This is a genomic window from [Mycobacterium] manitobense, from assembly GCF_025821665.1.
Lineage (GTDB): Bacteria > Actinomycetota > Actinomycetes > Mycobacteriales > Mycobacteriaceae > Mycobacterium > Mycobacterium arseniciresistens.
On record NZ_JACKSJ010000015.1, the window covers coordinates 1 to 17131 of the forward strand.

Here is a 17131-nt window from a genome sequence, read left to right on the forward strand (position 1 = left end):
CCGGCACCTTATGGAGCGCAGGGCCGCCGAGCTCACGGCGATGATCGCCGCCGCGCTGGACCGGCTGGGTGCCGCTGACGCCGACGCCGCCCGCGACCTCGCCGAGGCGGACGCGTCGAGCGGCGCGCCGACGCGAAAGCCGGCGGCCACGAATCCGGCAGGCAGCGTGCCGCTCTCGGGCGCCGACCTGGTGGCCGGCTGGCCCCGTCTCCACCAGGACCGCATCGCCGCCCAGATCGCGGGGATGACGCCCGGGCAGCGCCGCATGCTGGTCGACGAGTTTCCTCAGGAGGTCGGCAATACCGACGGGGTTCCGTGGGACATGCGCTTCGCCGCCAACCGGATCAACATCGCCGAGGCGGTCGTGGCCGAGGACGGCGCCGATCCGGCGTCGCGGCGACGCATCGAGTTCTACCGCGGTCTGCTCGCCGAGGTCGACGACCCCGCCCGCACCGGCGCCCGCGTCGACCGGCAGATCCTGGCTTTCGATCCGGCTCGGGCGTCACTGGTCGAACTCACCGGATCGCTGGCCACCGCGCGCAGCGTGGCGGTGCTGGTGCCCGGACTCAACACCACCGTCGAGGGTTCTGCGGGCACCACGCAGACGGCGCGCCGGTTCGTGTCGGCCACCCGCGGCGACGTCGCGATGATCACGTACCTGGGCGGGCCGTTTCCCCGCGGCAATCCGCTGACCGGCCTCGTCGGCGCGGCGGACCCCCGCTATGCGTTGGACATGGCGCCCCGGCTGGTGTCGTTCAGCCACGACGTCGAGCGGACCGTCGAGGCGACCGGCCGCAGCGTGCCGGTGACCTACGTCGGGCACTCCTACGGCGGCTCGATCGTGGGCACCGCGGAAGCGCTGGGCCTCACAGGCGACCGGATCCTCTACGTCGCGGCCGCCGGGGCGGGCGTCGGGGTCGAGCACCCGGACGAATGGCGCAACCGCAACCCCGACGTACTGCGGTTCTCGATGACCGCACCGGGTGATCCGATCGAGCTGGTCCAGGGCATTCCCGGCGGCCCGCACGGCGCCGACCCCGACGAGATGCCGGGGGTCGTCCGGCTGGACGCCGGTCGCTACGACGACGGTAGGCCGATGGCGGGTCCGGCGGCCCACAGCGACGTGCTGAACTGGCCGTCTGACGCCTGGCGCAATGTGCTGGGGGTGATCACCGGCGACCCGGAGTCGCTGCACGGTCCCCGGGTTCGACCCAGCCGAGTCGGCGGCTGACGGCGTCGGCCGCGGCGATCGTCTGCTTGGCGACCTCCTCGAAGCGGTCATCGCCGAGCCGGTAGGACGGCCCCGACACGCTGACCGCCGCGACCACCCGCGCGTCGTCGTCGTAGACCGGTGCGGCGACGGCGTTGAGGCCGACCTCGAGTTCTTCGCTGACGCTCGCCCAGCCGCGTTCCCGCACGCCGTCCAGCTGGCGCAGCAGCGCCTCGACGTCGACGACGGTGTTGGGTGTGTACGCCTCGAACGGACCGGCGAAGCGGTCCCGGACCTCCTGGGCGGACAGGCCGGACAGCAGCGCCTTGCCGCTGGACGTGGCATGCGGAGGGCAGGTCTGGCCGACCCAGGTGCGCAGGCTGATCTCCGCGGGCGCGATCGACTCCACGATGTTGATCACCCGGTCGTCGGCGAGGATCGCGAGGTTGCTGGTCTCGCCGACGGCCTCGGTGAGGCCGTCGCAGATGTCCTGGCTCAGCTTGCCGAGGTCGAGGTGCGCCCTGCTGGCGCGGGCGAGCCGGGCGATCGAGAACCCGAGCCGGTACTTGCCGCGGCCCGACACCTGCTCGACGTATCCGCGGGACTCCAGCACGGCGATCAGCCGCGACACGGTCGATTTGTGCACACCGAGTTCGGCGGCGATCTCGGTGACGCCGGCCTGCCCCGACTTCGCCAGGCTCTCCAGCACCAGCAGCGCCCGGTCCACTGACTGCACCGCCGCTGCCGGTCTGTCCTCGCCGTTTGCCATCGCCGGTCGATCCTATCCGGGTGGGATCGCGAAGTTGCGGACCCGGCGCTGGACGGCGGCGATCTCGCGGAGGCCGTCGCCGAGCAGGCTGCGGTTCAGCGGCGACAACTCCGCGTAGGTGATGACGTCGCCGGGGGCGTGGCCGGCGGCGAGCTGACCGACCTGGTGGGTCATCCGCAGTCGCTGCACCATCACGAAGACGTCGGACAGCGCGGTGACGTCGTGATCGGTGATCGCCCCCGCCTCGGCCGCGGCGGCCAGCCGGGCGGGCGTGCCGCCGGTGGTCACGTTGGCGGTCAGTCCGCCCCAGCGGGCCAGGTTGACGATCGGCAGCACCGCGTGGTTCTTCAGGTCGAACGTCCCGCCGCGCCGGGACAGCACGTCGCGCAGCGACCGGGTGCGCACCTTGCCCGACAGCGCGTCGAGCAGTTGCAGGCGCAGGGTGTTCGGGTGCCGGTCGCGCATCCGCCGGTAGGCGGCGGGCACGGTGTGCAGCGCCGGATCGCCCCACACCACCCGCCCGTCGATGAGCAGCGACGACAGGATCAGCCCGCGGTCGCGCAGCGGGTCGTCGAGCCACCCTGTCGCCGCGCCGGACCACTGCGCGGCAGATCGGGAGAACGCGGGCCGGTCCGCGGTGGCGCCGTTGCGGTCCGACGGCAGTCCGCACGCGTCGAGGATGTGGTGGGTGCGTGCGGCGAGCGCACGCAGCGAGCCCGCGGCGGGTGAAAGGTGGTCGGCCCACGACAGCGCGCTGTCCACATCGGAGGACGGCATCGCCTCGCGGCGCGCCACGGAGCCGAGGGTCAGCCAGGCGAACCCGTCGTCGGGGGCGTCGGGCGTCTCGGCCCGTGCCAGTTCGAGCGCCTTGCGGACCAGGCTGTCGATGACGACCGACAGGATCGCGCTAGTGGCCGACGCCTTGGTGCCGTTACGGAAAAGGTCCGCGGCGACCCCGGTCACCCTCTGGCCGACGTGGGCCAGTTCGGCGCTGTCGGCGGCCGTGGCGATGCCGCGGCGAAGCAGGAAGCTCTGTCGGGCGGACGCGGCCAGCAGGTCGCCGTCCTCCAGCACGCCGACGACGTCGCCGCGCGGGGTCACCACCGGCATGTGCCGCAGGCCGCACTCGAGCATCTCCATCAGCACGGTCTCCGCCGTCTGATCCGCGGTCACGGTCCGAACCGGCGCGCTCATCACCGCCGAGATCGGCACGTCCACCGAGAGTCCCGCCGCGACGACCCTGCTGCGCAGGTCCCGGTCGGTGAAGATGCCGAATGCGCCGTCCGGCAGGCGGATCAGCGCATAGGACACGTGATGGGCCGTCATCTGCACCACCGCGTCACGCACGGTGGTGGCCGGCGGCACCATGAGCACGTCGCCGTGCAGGAGGTCGCCGACCGCGCGGTTGTCGGTGGCAGGGGCGATCGCGGGGCGCTCGCCTGAGGTGTTCCATGCCGACGACGCCAGGAAGGCCAGCCCCGCCGGCCGGGCGAACTGGGCCCGCACCGGCGCGCCCGGCAGCCGGATCAGCGTGCTCGGCACCGCTGCTCGCGCGTCGAACTCCATCCCGCCGCCGGTGAGCAGCGGGGTGTAGCCGAATATGCCGCCGCGTCCAACGGTGTCGATGACGGCGCCGTCGACGCCGGCCCGCAGGGTGACCTGCCCGGAGTGGACCATCCAGACGTCGTCGGGCACCCGGTCGGTGTAGTCGGCGATCAGCGCGCCTGCCGGGAACTCGACGATCGACGCGCCGGCGGCGAGCGCGGCGAGCTCGTCGCCGGGCATCGCCTGGAACGGGGTGTGCTCGGCCAGGAACGCCGGCAGGTCCGCCGGCTCAGGGGTTGCGGATGAGGTCAGCGCACTTCTCCGCCATCGTCATCACGGTGATGTTGGGATTCACCGCAGGCAGTTTCGGCATCGCCGAGGCGTCCACGACACGAAGCCGCGACACCCCTTTGACCCGCAGCTGCGGGTCGAGCACCGCCATCGGGTCGTCGGCGGCGCCCATCCGGGCGGTGGCGGCCGGGTGGTAGACGGTGTTGTGGCACTTGTGGATGTAGTCGAGGAGTTCGTCGTCGGTGGCGGCCTCGGGACCCGGCGCGAGTTCGCGCGCCACCCAGTCGGCCAGCGCGGGTTGCTCGGCGATCCGGCGGGCCAGCCGCACCCCGGCGAGCATGATGCGTTCGTCGTAGCCCTCCGGATCGGTGAAGTAGCGCGGGTCGACCCTGGCCCGGTCGCGGAAGTCCCGCGAACGCAGCTGCACCGTGCCGCGGCTGCGGCCCTGCGTCACGTTGGGCGTGAGGCAGAACCCGTTGTCGGTGGTGGGGTAGCCGCGCCGCAGGGTGTTCATGTCGAACGGCACACTGCCGTAGTGCATCATCAGGTCCGGTTGGGTGGTGCCCTCGTCGACGGAGGTGAACAGCCCGATCTCCCACCACTGCGTCGAGGTCGTCACCATCGGCCGCGACGCCTCCCAGAACACCAGTCCCTCGACGTGGTCGTCGAGGTTGGCGCCCACCCCCGGCGAGTCGACGCGGACCGGGACACCGATCTCACGAAGATGCGCGGTGGGCCCGATCCCGGAGAGCATCAACAGTTTCGGCGTGTCGATGGCGCCGGCGCACAGGATCACCTCGCGGCGGGCCGCCACGGAGTCGTACCCGGTGAGGTCGGGCCGCTGATAGCGCACGCCGGTGGCGTTGCGGGCGTCGTCGAACAGGATCTCGGCGATCCAGCAGTCGGTGCGCACCTCCAGGTTGCGGCGTCGGCCGAGAACCGGGTGCAGGTAGGCGTGTGAACTCGAGTTGCGCAGCCCGTCCTCACCGGCGTTGATCTGGAACCAGCCCGCGCCGTTGCGCACCGTCTCGCCGCGGTTGAAGGCGACGGTCGGCATCCCGAGCGCCGCGGCCGCCTCCAGTACCGCTGCGCCGCACGGGTCTTCGGGTGGGATGTCGCGCAGGCCGACCGTTCCGGTCAACCGGCGCATCAGCGGCAGCACCTCCTCGGCGCTCCAGCCGGTCGCCCCCATCGCGGCCCACTCGTCGAGCGCCTCGGCGGGCGGCCAGAACGCGATGCACGAGTTGTGCGACGAGCAGCCGCCGAGCACCCGGGCGCGGGCGTGCCGCATGAACGAGTTGCCCCGCTCCTGCGGCTCCACCGGATAGTCCCAGTCGTACCCCGAGTCCAGCAGGTGCATCCAGTCCGAGAGCACCAGGATGGCGTCGTCGCCGACGTCTGTCGGCCCGGCCTCGATCAGGCACACCGTGACGTCGGGATCCTCGGACAGCCGGGCCGCCAGCGCGCACCCCGCGGTACCGCCGCCGGCGACGACGTAATCGAAGGTGCCTGTCGGAGATGCGGTGTCAGTCATCCAGGACGGCCTCGGCCTTCGTGGTCGCGGCATGGCTCTCCAGGCAACCGATGTGGTTGCGTCCCTTGAGGAAGTACCACAGCAGCCCCGCGCCGAGGATCACGCCGATGTAGATGAACGCGCCCCAGGTGTTGTACCAGGGTTCGCCGTAGACGGCCGCCCGCGGCCACGCCAGGTTGAGCGCCATCCCGGCGCCCCACACCACCGCGAAGATGTTGACCGGCAGGCCCCAGCGGCCCATGGTGAAGTAGCCGCCCTCCTTGAGATCCTTCGGCGGCCACTGCCCCTGGAGCCGTTTCTTGAGCAACGGCCCGGTGACCATCAAGTAGGCCAGGTAGATCATGATGATCGCGATCGAGGTCAGCACCGTGAAGATCTTCGGCTGGCCGATGTTGATGACCAGGATGATCACCGCGATGACTCCGATGGTCACGGCGGGGACGATCGGTGTCTGCGTCTTCGGGTTGACGGTGGCCAGCCGTTCACCGAACGGCAGTGCGTTGTCGCGGGCCATCGCGAAGGTCAGCCGGATCGCCGCGGTGTGCACGGCCAGCGTGCACACCGTGACCGCGATGACGATGCAGACCAGGAAGATCTTGCCCAGCGGCCCCCACATCACCTGCTCGACGATGTACTGCAGGCCACCCGAGCTCTCACCGAGCTTGGGGTCCGCCAGGTTCGGCGCCGCCAGCACCGCGAACACCAGGATGCCGCCGCCGATCACGAAGGAGGCCAAGATCGCCCGGAAGATCGCCTTGGGGGCGGTGCGGCGGGGTTCGACGGTCTCCTCGCCCAGTGAGCTGGCGGTGTCGAAGCCGTACATCACGTAGCCCGAGGCCAGGGACGCCACCAGGAACGCGCCGAGGTATCCCATGCTCTCCCCCGCGCCATAACCGTTGGCGGAGAAGAAGACATCCGGACTGTTCTCCAGGTTCACCGCGAGCAGCACCACGATCAGCACCGCGGCGATGAGTTCGATGAACACCCCGGAGCTGTTGATCCTTGCCATCAGCTTCACCCCGAGCGCATTGATCAGGGTGGTGAACGCGATCAGGATGGTGCCGAGCAGCACGGCGTTCGCGGCGTAGGAGGCGTTGTCGCTGCCGTCGCCGATGATCTGGAAGCCGCTCCACAGCCTCGGCAGGTTGAGCTGGTAGGCCAGCGCCACCGCAGAGATGGTGACGATGGACGCGGTGAGCATCAGCCAACCCGACATCCACCCCACCAGCCTGCTGGCGAGCTTCTTGCTCCAGTTGTAGACCGATCCGGCCACAGGGTACTTCGCCGCGAGTTCCATGAAGCACAGCGCGACGGCCATCTGCCCGACGAACACGATCGGCCACGACCACAGGTACGCCGGACCCGCTGCGCCGAAACCGAAGTAGAACAGCTGGAACGTGCCGGTCAGGATGGAGATGTAGCTGACGCCCGCGGCGAAGCTGGCGAACTTGCCGATGCTGCGGTCCAGCGACTCCTTGTAGCCGAAGTCCTCCATCCCGCTGTCGGCGTGCGGTTCCTTGATCACCATCGTGGTGTCCTCTCTGCGGCTAGCCCTTGAACCAGCCGGCCGGCTTCGGCGCGACGTTGTGCCAGATGTGTTTGATCTCCTGATACTCCGCGAGCCCGGTGGGTCCGAGTTCGCGGCCGTTGCCCGACTTCCCGTACCCGCCCCACTCCGCCGCGGCGGTGTAGTAGCCGAAGTCGTTGAGCCACACCGTGCCGTGCCGCAGTGCCCGCACCACACGTTCGCCCCGCGCCGCGTCCGATGTCCGGACTCCGGCCGCGAGACCGTACTGCGTGTCGTTTCCGAGTGCGATCGCCTCGGACTCCTCGGTGAACCGCTCCACGGTCAGGATCGGCCCGAAGGTCTCCTCGGTGACGATCCGCATCGACCGGTCGCAGCGGTCGAAGATCGTCGGCAGGTAGAAGCTGCCCGCGGCCAGCGCCGGATCATCGGGCCGCGCACCACCGGTGACCAGTACCGCGCCCTCCGAGATGCCGAGCGCGACATACTCCTCCACCTTCGCGCGATGCTGTTCGGAGACCAGCGGGCCGGTCTCACTGGTGGGGTCCATTCCGTCGCCGACACGGATCTTCTCGGCACGGCGGGCGAGTTCGGCGACGAAGTCGTCGGCGATCGATTCTTCGGCGATCAGCCGTGTTCCCGACGAGCAGACCTGGCCCGAATGCAGGAACACCCCGGTGAGCACCTGGTCGACCGACGACTCCCAGTCCGCGTCGGCGAACACGATGTGGGGGTTCTTGCCACCGAGCTCCAGCGCCACCCTGGTGACGTGCTTGGCGGCGGTCTCGGCGATGACGCGCCCGGTGGCCGCACCCCCGGTGAAGGAGATGAGGTCGACGGCCGCGTTGTCGGTGAGTGCCTCGCCGAGGCGGGCGCCGCTGCCCTGCACCAGGTTGACCACTCCGGCGGGGACACCGGCCTCGACGAGAAGGTGGGTGAACGCGATGGTGGTCAGGGGGGTCACCTCGCTGGGCTTGGCGACCATCGTGGCGCCGGCGGCCAGCGCGGGCGCGATCTTCCACACCATCTGCAGCAGTGGGTAGTTCCACGGCGCGATCAGCACGCAGACGCCGATCGGCTCGCGCACCACCCTGCTGATCACCGTCGGGTCGCCCACGTCGACGAGGCGGTCGGACTGCGTCGCGATCAGGTGTGCGTAATAGCGGAAAACCGACGTGACGTCGTCGATGTCGATCTCGCTCTCGGCCAGCGTCTTGCCGGTGTCGAGGGTCTCCAGCCGGGCCAGCCGGTCTTTATCGCGCTGCAGCAGGTCGGCGACCCGCAGCAGCAGGGCGGCACGGTCGGCGACGGCGGTGGCCGGCCACTGCCCGTCGTCGAAGGCGGCCCGCGCGGCGGCCACCGCGGCCCGTGCGTCGTCGGGCGTCGCCTCGTCGACGGTCGCGGCGACGGAGCCGTCGGAGGGGTTGATCACCTCCCGGGTGCCCCCGTCGGAGGCATGGCGCCATGACCCTCCGATGTAGAGGTCCGGTTCACCGTCCACGACACGTCCCGTCAGTCACAGTCGAGACGGGACACTACCCACTCGTGGAACTCCGCGATGTGATGTTCGGCGGGGACGAGGACACCGCCCTTCCGGTATGCCCGCGACGCCATCGCCGGCTGCGTTCGCTCGCAGGCCTCGAAGTCCTGTTCGTTCACCCGGTGGAACAGCTCGACCGACCGGGTGACGTCGCGCCCGGTGGCGATCACGTCCGCGGTGTAGAGCCAGTCGCACTCCACGACGGTCCGCGTCGGCGACATCGGGATCATCCGGTGGAAGATGATGTGGTCGGGAACCAGGTTGATGAACACCGTCGGCTTGACCGTGATCGCGTAGTAGCGGCGGTCCTGGCCGTCGGTGATGCCCGGCAGCCGCTCGAACCCGGCGGCGCCGTCCACCGTGAATCCGTCCACGGCCGAGCCGAATTCGGCACCTCGGCCGATGTTCGCCTGGGCGGCCACACCGCGGGCGAACTCGGGCAGCACGCCGACGAGTTCGGGGTGGATCGAGCTGCAGTGGTAGCACTCCATGAAGTTCTCGACGATCAGCTTCCAGTTCGCGGCGACGTCGTAGACGATGCGCCTGCCGACGTCCAGCCCGCCGATGCCGTAGCGGTCGATCGCGTCGGCGTCGCCGAGGGTGCGGGTTGCCTCGGCGACCACGTCGTCGAACGGTGGCGGCGTGTCGGACAGGCACACCCACGCATAGCCGAGCCATTCGGTGAGGGCGACGGGGACGAGCCCGAACCGGTAGCGGTCGATCGGCGCGCCGTCGCCGTCGGTCAGCGTCCCGATGTTCGGCGCCGCGACGAGTTTGCCGTCGAGTGCGTACGTCCAGGAGTGGTACGGGCAGCGCAGGTTGCGCCGCAGCTCGCCCGCGTCGTCGGTGCACAGCTGCGCCCCGCGGTGGCGGCAGATGTTGAGGAACGCCCGCAGCAGCCCGTCCCGTCCCCGGACCAGCAGCACGCTCTCGCGGCCCACCTGCACCTTCCGGAACATGCCGGGAGTCGCGAGTTCGGCGGAGCGAACCGCGCAGAACCACATGTCCTCGAAGATGCGTTCCTGCTCTGCGGCGAACACCCGCTCGCTGGTGTAGTACTCGCCGCGCAGGGTGGCGCGCAGCCCCGGGGGCGGTTGCACGGTGGTCATGTGGTCACCAGCCGGCGGGGATCGAACAGCGTGATCGGGTGGCGGGTGGTGCCCTCGGTCGCCAGGTCGGCCAGGATCTCGCCTACCACCGGAACGAACTTGAAGCCGTGCCCTGAGAAGCCGCACGCCACGGTGACGTTCGCGCTGTCGGGGTGGCGGGCGATGACGAAGTGCTGATCGGGGGTGTTGGAGTACATGCACGTCGCCGAGTGCACGAGCGGCCCGTCCAGGGCGGGCAGCAGTTCGGCGGCCCTGCTGCGCATCTCGCCGACCTCGCGGTCGTGCACCTCGCGGTCGATGGTCTCGGGCGTGCAGACCACACCCCTGCGGAAGAACGCGACCTTCACTCCCCCGGCTTGGCCGTCGATCGCCGGGAAGCCGTAGATCTGCTCTCCCGCGGCGTCCTCGGCAATGAAGATCGGCTGGTCGGCGAAGGCGCCTGCGCCGCCGACCGGATCGAACCAGTACAGCACCTGCCGCTCGACGGTGATCGGAATACCGAACTCCGCCAACAGCTGTGGCGCCCAGGCGCCCGGGCAGACGACGAGCTGGCCCGCGGTGTAGGTGCCGCGCGCCGTCGTCACCGTGACGCCCCGGGCGGTCTCCGCCCAGTGCAGCACCTCCTCGCCGAAGGACAGGGTGGCGCCCGCCTGCCCGGCGAGGTCGATGTGGGCCTGCACGGTCATCTCGGGCCTGGCGAAGCCCGCCTTGGCCTCGTAGAGCGCGATGTCACCGTCGCGGGGGGTGAAATTCGGGTGCCTGCGCCGGATCTCGGCGGCGTCGAGCACCTCGTGCGGCAGGTCCCATTCCTGGCTGGCACGCAGACTGCCCGCGACGGTGAGGCTGTCGGGCGGCCCGATGAACAGCCCCCCGGTCAGCCGGAACACCTCGCGCCCGGAGTCGGCGGCGAGCTTGTCCCACAGTTCGTAGGAGCGCAGCAGCAGGGGGACGTAGGCGGGGTCCTCGAAGTAGGACTGCCGGATGATCCGTGAACCGCCGTGGCTGGAGCCGCGGTCGTGGGCGGGGCTGAACTTCTCCAGCCCGAGCACACGCTGCCCGCGGGCGGCGAGGTGGTAGGCCGCCGCGCTGCCCATCCCGCCGAGACCGATCACGATGACGTCGTATGTCATGGCCTACCTTCTGATCCGGGCCATCTCGGGGTCGACCACCGGTTCGGGGTGGACGGCCGCGGTGTGCCGTGTTCCGCGATAGTCCACGGAAACGGTGTCGCCGTCCGCGACGGCGGTGGGCAGCCACGCGTAGGCGATGGTGCGGCCGACGGTCGGCGAATACCCCGCACTCGTCACGTAGCCCACGCACTCCGCGCCGACGTACACCGGCTCCTTGCCGAGCACCACTGCCGCCGGGTCGTCGAAAACGATGCTGCGCAACGTGTTCAGCGGCGGTTCTGCGGCCTCCAATGCGGTCTTGCCGACGAAGTCGTCCTTGGCCATCCGGACGGCGAACCCCAGGCCGGCGGCCGCAGGCGAATGCTCGGCGGTGACGTCGGCGCCCCAGCTGCGGTAGCCCTTCTCGATGCGCAGGCTGTTGAACGCGATCCGGCCCGCGGCGATGACGCCGTGGTCACGGCCGGCCTCGAAGAGCAGGTCCCACAGCGCCGCACCGTATTGGGCCTCGGTGTAGATCTCCCAGCCCAGTTCGCCGACGTAGGAGACGCGCAACATGGTCACCGGAAGCGCGTCGAGGTGGGTGTGCAGTGCGCGGAAATACGGGAAGGCGTTGTGGGAGAGGTCGTCCGGGCACAGCGGCTGCACGAGGTCGCGGGCCAGTGGTCCCCACACGCCGACGCAACAGGTGCCACCGGTGATGTCGCGCAGTGTCACGTCGGGCGGCAGATGGCGGGTCAGCCAGTCGAAGTCCAGCGGCGAGTTGGCACCGACCTGAAAGGTGGTGTCGGCGAGCCGGGTCACCGTGAGGTCGCTACGGACGCCGCCGGTGTGGTCGAGCAGCAGGGTGTAGGTGACCGAGCCGACGCTCTTGTCGACGTTGTTCGTCGTCATCCGCTGCAGGAAAGCGGCGGCGCCCGGCCCGGCGATCTCGTAGCGGGTCAGCGGCGTCATGTCGTACATCGCCACGCGGTGCCGCGTCCAGTGCGCCTCGGCGACCGAGATCGGCGACCAGAACCGCGCCGACCATTCGTCGCGCCGCGGGAGGTCGAGGCCGTCGATGCGTTCGGCCAGTGCGGCGTTGGCCTCGAACCAGGCCGGCCGCTCCCAGCCGCCGCCCTCGTAGAAGAAGGCGCCGAGCTCGCGGTGCCGGGCGTGGAACGGGCTGGTGCGCAGCCCGCGCAGGGCGGTGCGGTACTGGTGTGGGTGGATGACGTCGTACACCTCGACGAACGCCTGTGAGCTGGTCTGCGCGATGAACTTCGGGCTGCGCGCCACGTCCTCGAACCGGTACAGGTCGCATTCGTGGACGTCGATCGAGGGCGCGCCGTCGATGATCCACTCGGCGGTCGCCTTGGCCACCCCGGCCGAATGCGTCACCCAGACGGCTTCGGCCACCCAGAAGCCGCTTAGCTCGCGGTGCTCACCCATCAGCGACAGACCGTCAGGAGTGAACGAGAAGATGCCGTTGAAGGCCTCCTCGACCTTCGAATCGTCCAGTGCGGGCAGTAGTGCGGTCGCCTCGGCCCACGCGGGGGCGAAGTCCTCGTCGGTGAACGGCAGCATCGAGGGCATGGTCTCCCCCGCGGTGTCGGCCGACAGGGTGGCCATCTCCACCGGCATCGGGCGGTGGGCATAGGAGCCGATACCGATGCGGTCGACGTGTTCGCGGAAGTACAGGTCGGCGTCCTGGTGGCGCAGGATGGGCAGCCCGGCCTCGAGCGCTTCGGTGTTGCGGCCGACGAGCGGCGCCACCTGGCCGGTCTTGGCGTACTGGTGGGCCATCGGCACCAGGGGCAGCACCAGGCCGACCTGCCGGGCGAGTTGCGCGCCCCAGAAGCCGGCGGCGCAGACGACGATGTCGGCGGGCAGCACCCCGTCGGCGGTGCGTACGCCGGTCACCCGGCCGGCGTGGTCGGCGATGCCGAGCACCTCGGTGCCGGCCAAGAAGGTGGCGCCGCGTGCCATCGCGCGCCGCGCCTGCGCTTCGGCGGCGCGCACGGCCTTGGCCAATCCGTCGGTGGGCGTGTGGAATCCGCCGAGAACCCGGTCCTTGTCGAGCAGCGGGTGAAGCGCCACGCATTCGTCTGCGGTGATCAGCTCACCGCGGATGCCCCATGCCTGCGCCCAGCCGGCCTTGCGGTGCAGGTCGGCCCACCGCTCCGGCGTCGTGGCGATCTCGAGTCCGCCGACCGGGTTGAACGCCCAGCCGCCAGGGTGGTCGAGCGTGCGGAACTTCTCCACGGTGTAGCGGGCGAATGCCGTCATCGTCCTGGACGGGTTGGTCTGGAACACCAGGCCGGGAGCGTGCGATGTCGACCCGCCGGTGGCGAACAGCGGTCCGCGGTCGACCACTGTCACGTCGGCGCACCCGCGCGCGGTGAGTTCGTCGGCGAGCGAGGTGCCGACGATCCCGGCACCGATCACGACGATTTTCGGCATGGGTGGACCGCTTCCAGAACGAATGTTGACTATTTTGTTGCGTGTGACGCAACGTGATGTTCTATACGCAACACATCCTCGTCTTCGTCAGCGCCTGCGTCAACTCGGACACGCACGGGATCTTCGGCGGCATTGGGCGACACGCTGACGGTGACCACCCCACCGAGTCCGCGACTGCGTGCGACCATCTGCCTGTGCGCACCACGTGGAGGCGGGGCCGGAGAATCGCGAGAGCGCTGGTGGTCACCGCGCTGACGGGGACGGCTGCGGTGAGCACCATCGTCCCGGCGCAGGCGAAAGAGGATCCCAGCTGCCTCGTGGCGCCTATCTGGCCACATGCCTCGGCAATGCGCCGGGCGTACCGACGAGCCCGGCGGACCCCATGTGCGCCACGTCGCCCGGGGACGGGATGTGCAGCGGCGGTCCCTACGCCGCCCCGGCGACTCCCCCGCCGATCGGCAGTGGGCTGCCCGGCAGTCTGAACCCGGACGGCACACCGTTCGGCAGCGAACCGCCCACCGGAATCAGCGGCATGCCCGGCAGCATTCCCGGTATGCCGGGCACTCCCTGAGGCGGTTACTCGGCGGGCTTGTCCCCGGATTCGGCGCCACCGGCGTCGGCCTCACCGGGTTCGGGCAGCAGCGCCTCCAGTGCGGCACCGGTGATCCGCCGGAACGCCCGGCGGGGCCGGTTCGCATCAAGGATCGCGACCTCCAGCGTCGACACCCCGAGCGTGCGGGCCTCGCTGCCGTTGCCGCCCGCGCCCGCGCTCAGCGCCGCCACCGCGATCTTCACGGCGTCGCCCAGCTCGGCGTTCTCCGTGTACGAATCGTTGAGCGCCGTCAGGATCGGCTCCGTGGTACCGCCCATCACGACGAAATGCGGTTCGTCGGCGATGGAGCCGTCATAGGTGATCCGGTAGAGCTCCGGCGCCTTGGTCTCGCCGTAGTGCGCCACCTCGGCGACGCACAGCTCGACCTCGTACGGCTTGGCCTGCTCGGTGAAGATGGTGCCCAGCGTCTGGGCGTACACGTTCGCCAGCTGGCGGCCGGTCACGTCGCGGCGCGAGTACGCGTAGCCCTGCGTGTCGGCGAACCGGATGCCGCCGCTGCGCATCGTGTTGAACTCGTTGAACCGGCCGACCGCGGCGAAGCCCACCCGGTCGTAGAGCTCGCTGACCTTCTGCAGTGACCGCGACGGGTTCTCGGCGACGAACAGCACACCGCCCGCGTAGGCCAGCGCGACCACGCTGCGGCCCCGGGAGATGCCTTTGCGCGCCAGCTCCGAACGTTCGCGCATCGCCTGTTCGGGCGAGATGAAATAGGGGAAGCTCACGAATCTGTACCTCGCGGCGCATGCGCATCGGGGCCGAAGGTATCGGCGCGGGAACGACTCTGGATGACTTCGCGAGCCAGTGTGGCGATGTGCTCCTGGCTCACTTCTTCGGCGCCCTCGGCGCTGAGGACCACCGCGGTCGGATAGATGCCGCGCACGAGATCCGGCCCGCCGGTGGCGGAGTCGTCGTCAGCCGCGTCGTACAGGGCCTCGATGGCCACGCGCAGTGCCGAATCGGCGTCCTGCACCTGCCCGTACAGCTTCTTGATCGCGGACTTGGCGAACAGCGAGCCGGAACCGACGGACTGGTAGCCCTCCTCCTCGATGTTCCAGCCACCCGCCGCGTCGAAGGACACGATCCGTCCGGCGCCCTGAGGGTCGGGATCATCGAGATCGAATCCGGCGAGCAACGGCAACGCGATGAAGCCCTGCAGCGCCGCGCCCAGATTGCCGCGCACCATGGTCGCCAGCCGGTTGACCTTGCCGGGGAACGTCAGCGGGACGCCCTCGATCTTCTCGTAGTGCTCGAGTTCGACGGCGTACAACCGGGCGAACTCCACCGCGATGGCCGCGGTGCCCGCGATCCCGGTGGCCGTGTAATCGTCGGTGATGTACACCTTCTGCACGTCACGACTGGCGATCATGTTGCCCTGCGTGGCGCGCCGGTCGCCGGCCATCACCACGCCGCCGGGGAACTTCAGCGCGACGATCGTCGTGCCGTGCGGCACCGCGTCCGTGACCCGCCCCACGTGCTCAGCACCACCGCCGAACGGCAGCAGATGGGGCGCCTGCCGGCGCAGCATGTCAGAGAACGACGACAGGTCCACCGGTACGGCGGGTGCCCCAGGGGTCGGGAGGGTGAATCGGGCGAATGCCTGGTGGTCGTGCGGCCAGGTCACTGTCCGCCCTTCTGGACGTACGCACGCACGAAATCTTCGGCGTTCTCCTCCAGGACGTCGTCGATCTCGTCCAGCAGGTCGTCGGTCTCCTCGGTCAGCTTCTCGCGACGCTCCTGGCCGGCCGCCGTGCTGCCGGTGACGTCATCGTCCTCACCGCCACCGCCACCGCGCTTGGTCTGCTCCTGAGCCATCGCTGCCTCCTGCACATGTCATCGGTGAACGAAGCCGCGCACCGGTTCTTTCACATTACCGGTCGGAATCCCGATTGCCCGGGATAGCCGGATCAGTTGGTGAGCTGCGCTACGAGTTCGGCGGCGCTGTCCACCGAGTCCAGCAATGCTCCGACATGGGCCTTGCTGCCCCGCAGCGGCTCCAGTGTCGGGATCCGGACCAGTGAATCGCCGCCGAGATCGAAGATCACCGAGTCCCAGCTGGCCGCGGCGATGTCGGCGCCGAACCGGCGCAGGCACTCCCCGCGGAAGTAGGCCCGGGTGTCGGTCGGCGGGTTGTCCACGGCGTCGATCACCTGCTGCTCGGTGACCAGTCGCTTCATCGACCCGCGGGCCACCAGCCGGTTGTAGAGACCCTTGTCGAGCCGTACGTCGGAGTACTGCAGGTCGACCAGGTGCAGGCGGGGCGCCGACCAGCTGAGGTTCTCGCGGTTGCGGAAGCCCTCCAGCAGCCGGAGCTTGGCCGGCCAGTCCAGGATCTCGGCGCACTCCATCGGGTCGCGCTCGAGCAGGTCGAGCACCTCGGCCCAGGTCTCCACGACATGGGACGCCCGCGGATCGGGGTCGCGCGAGTCCACCATCTTGGCCACCCGGTCCAGGTAGATGCGTTGCATCGCAAGGGCGGTGAGTTCGCGGCCGTCGGCCAGCGCGACGGTGGCCCGCAGCGACGGGTCACGGCTGATCACGTGGACGGCGTGCACGGGTCTCGCCAGCGCGAGGTCGGTGAGGTCGAGCCCGTACTGCGGGCCCTCCTCGATCAGGTCGAGCACCAGGGACGCGGTGCCGACCTTGAGGTAGGTGGACGTCTCGGCCAGGTTCGCGTCGCCGATGATGACGTGCAGCCTGCGGTACTTGTCGGCGTCGGCGTGCGGCTCGTCGCGGGTGTTGATGATGCCGCGCTTGAGCGTGGTCTCCAGGCCGACCTCGACCTCGATGTAGTCGGCGCGCTGGGTGAGCTGGAAGCCCGGCTCGTCGCCCGCCGCGCCGATCCCGACCCGTCCGGACCCGGTGACCACCTGCCGCGACACCAGGAACGGCGTGAACCCGGCGATGACCGCCGAGAACGGCGTCTGACGGCTCATCAGGTAGTTCTCGTGTGACCCGTACGAGGCGCCCTTGCCGTCGACGTTGTTCTTGTAGAGCTGCAGCTTGGCCGCACCCGGGACGCTCGCCACGTGCCGCGCGGCGGCCTCCATCACCCGCTCGCCGGCCTTGTCCCAGATCACCGCGTCCATCGGGTCGGTCACCTCGGGCGCCGAGTACTCCGGATGGGCGTGATCGACGTAGAGCCTGGCGCCGTTGGTGAGGATCATGTTGGCGGCGCCGACCTCGTCGGCGTCGACCACCGGCGGAGGCCCGGCCGAGCGGCTCAGGTCGAACCCGCGGGCGTCGCGCAGCGGGGACTCCACCTCGTAGTCCCACCGGGTGCGCTTGGCGCGCTGGATGCCTGCGGCGGCGGCGTAGGCCAGCACCGCCTGCGTGGACGTGAGGATCGGATTCGCGGTCGGATCGGACGGCGAGGAGATGCCGTACTCGACCTCCGTTCCGATGATCCGTTGCATGCCGTCAGCCTAG

The 17131-nt window shown here is 70.0% G+C and carries 14 protein-coding genes; 2 read left to right on the forward strand and 12 right to left on the reverse strand.

Going from position 1 to position 17131, the window contains the following annotated elements; all coding sequences use genetic code 11:
• Positions 1 to 1231 (forward strand): alpha/beta hydrolase (locus tag H7I41_RS00880; RefSeq protein WP_264010662.1); only part of this gene is annotated, 1231 nt, incomplete at its 5' end.
• Here the strand turns inward: H7I41_RS00880 and H7I41_RS00885 are convergent.
• The 8 genes from H7I41_RS00885 to H7I41_RS00920 are packed head-to-tail and all read right to left on the reverse strand — an operon-like array spanning position 1170 to position 13092.
• Positions 1170 to 1979 (reverse strand): IclR family transcriptional regulator, encoded by an 810-nt coding sequence (locus H7I41_RS00885; RefSeq protein ID WP_264010663.1) that lies wholly within the window; start codon positions 1977 to 1979, stop codon positions 1170 to 1172. The genes H7I41_RS00880 and H7I41_RS00885 overlap by 62 nt on opposite strands.
• Positions 1980 to 1991: 12 nt before the next feature.
• Positions 1992 to 3764: a putative nucleotidyltransferase substrate binding domain-containing protein gene (locus H7I41_RS00890; protein WP_264010664.1), complete on the reverse strand. Its 1773-nt coding sequence runs from the start codon at positions 3762 to 3764 to the stop codon at positions 1992 to 1994.
• A gap of 49 nt (positions 3765 to 3813) precedes the next feature.
• A complete protein-coding gene (locus H7I41_RS00895) occupies positions 3814 to 5349 on the reverse strand; it encodes a GMC family oxidoreductase (RefSeq protein ID WP_264010665.1) in 1536 nt (511 codons plus the stop codon).
• Entirely contained in the window at positions 5342 to 6877 is a 1536-nt protein-coding gene (locus tag H7I41_RS00900) for an APC family permease (protein WP_264010666.1), read from the reverse strand. The genes H7I41_RS00895 and H7I41_RS00900 overlap by 8 nt, the downstream gene beginning before the upstream one ends.
• Before the next feature lie 19 nt (positions 6878 to 6896).
• The gene (locus H7I41_RS00905) at positions 6897 to 8375 is read right to left on the reverse strand and encodes an aldehyde dehydrogenase family protein (protein WP_264010667.1); all 1479 of its coding nucleotides are present in this window, start codon (positions 8373 to 8375) and stop codon (positions 6897 to 6899) included.
• A gap of 11 nt (positions 8376 to 8386) precedes the next feature.
• Positions 8387 to 9523, reverse strand: coding sequence for an aromatic ring-hydroxylating oxygenase subunit alpha (locus tag H7I41_RS00910; RefSeq protein ID WP_264010668.1), 1137 nt, complete (start codon positions 9521 to 9523; stop codon positions 8387 to 8389).
• Positions 9520 to 10653 (reverse strand): N-methyl-L-tryptophan oxidase, encoded by a 1134-nt coding sequence (gene solA / locus H7I41_RS00915; RefSeq protein WP_264010669.1) that lies wholly within the window; start codon positions 10651 to 10653, stop codon positions 9520 to 9522. The genes H7I41_RS00910 and solA overlap by 4 nt, the downstream gene beginning before the upstream one ends.
• A gap of 3 nt (positions 10654 to 10656) precedes the next feature.
• Entirely contained in the window at positions 10657 to 13092 is a 2436-nt protein-coding gene (locus H7I41_RS00920) for a GcvT family protein (RefSeq protein ID WP_264010670.1), read from the reverse strand.
• Between the two features lie 382 nt (positions 13093 to 13474).
• Here H7I41_RS00920 and H7I41_RS00925 point away from each other — a divergent pair, with 382 nt between their 5' ends.
• Positions 13475 to 13663, forward strand: a complete 189-nt coding sequence (locus tag H7I41_RS00925) for a hypothetical protein (protein ID WP_264010671.1) — start codon at positions 13475 to 13477, stop codon at positions 13661 to 13663.
• Between the two features lie 5 nt (positions 13664 to 13668).
• Here H7I41_RS00925 and prcA read toward each other — a convergent pair whose 3' ends face one another.
• From prcA to dop, 4 genes are all read right to left on the reverse strand, one after another.
• Positions 13669 to 14427 carry a proteasome subunit alpha gene (gene prcA, locus H7I41_RS00930; RefSeq protein WP_264010672.1) on the reverse strand — a complete coding sequence of 253 codons (759 nt, stop codon included), beginning with the start codon at positions 14425 to 14427 and terminating at the stop codon, positions 13669 to 13671.
• On the reverse strand, positions 14424 to 15326 hold the full coding sequence (prcB, locus tag H7I41_RS00935; RefSeq protein WP_372503630.1) for a proteasome subunit beta: 903 nt from the start codon (positions 15324 to 15326) through the stop codon (positions 14424 to 14426). The genes prcA and prcB overlap by 4 nt, the downstream gene beginning before the upstream one ends.
• The gene (locus H7I41_RS00940; RefSeq protein WP_264010673.1) at positions 15323 to 15517 is read right to left on the reverse strand and encodes a ubiquitin-like protein Pup; all 195 of its coding nucleotides are present in this window, start codon (positions 15515 to 15517) and stop codon (positions 15323 to 15325) included. The genes prcB and H7I41_RS00940 overlap by 4 nt, the downstream gene beginning before the upstream one ends.
• A 92-nt stretch (positions 15518 to 15609) precedes the next feature.
• Positions 15610 to 17118, reverse strand: a complete 1509-nt coding sequence (gene dop, locus H7I41_RS00945) for a depupylase/deamidase Dop (protein WP_264010674.1) — start codon at positions 17116 to 17118, stop codon at positions 15610 to 15612.
• Positions 17119 to 17131 lie beyond the last annotated feature (13 nt).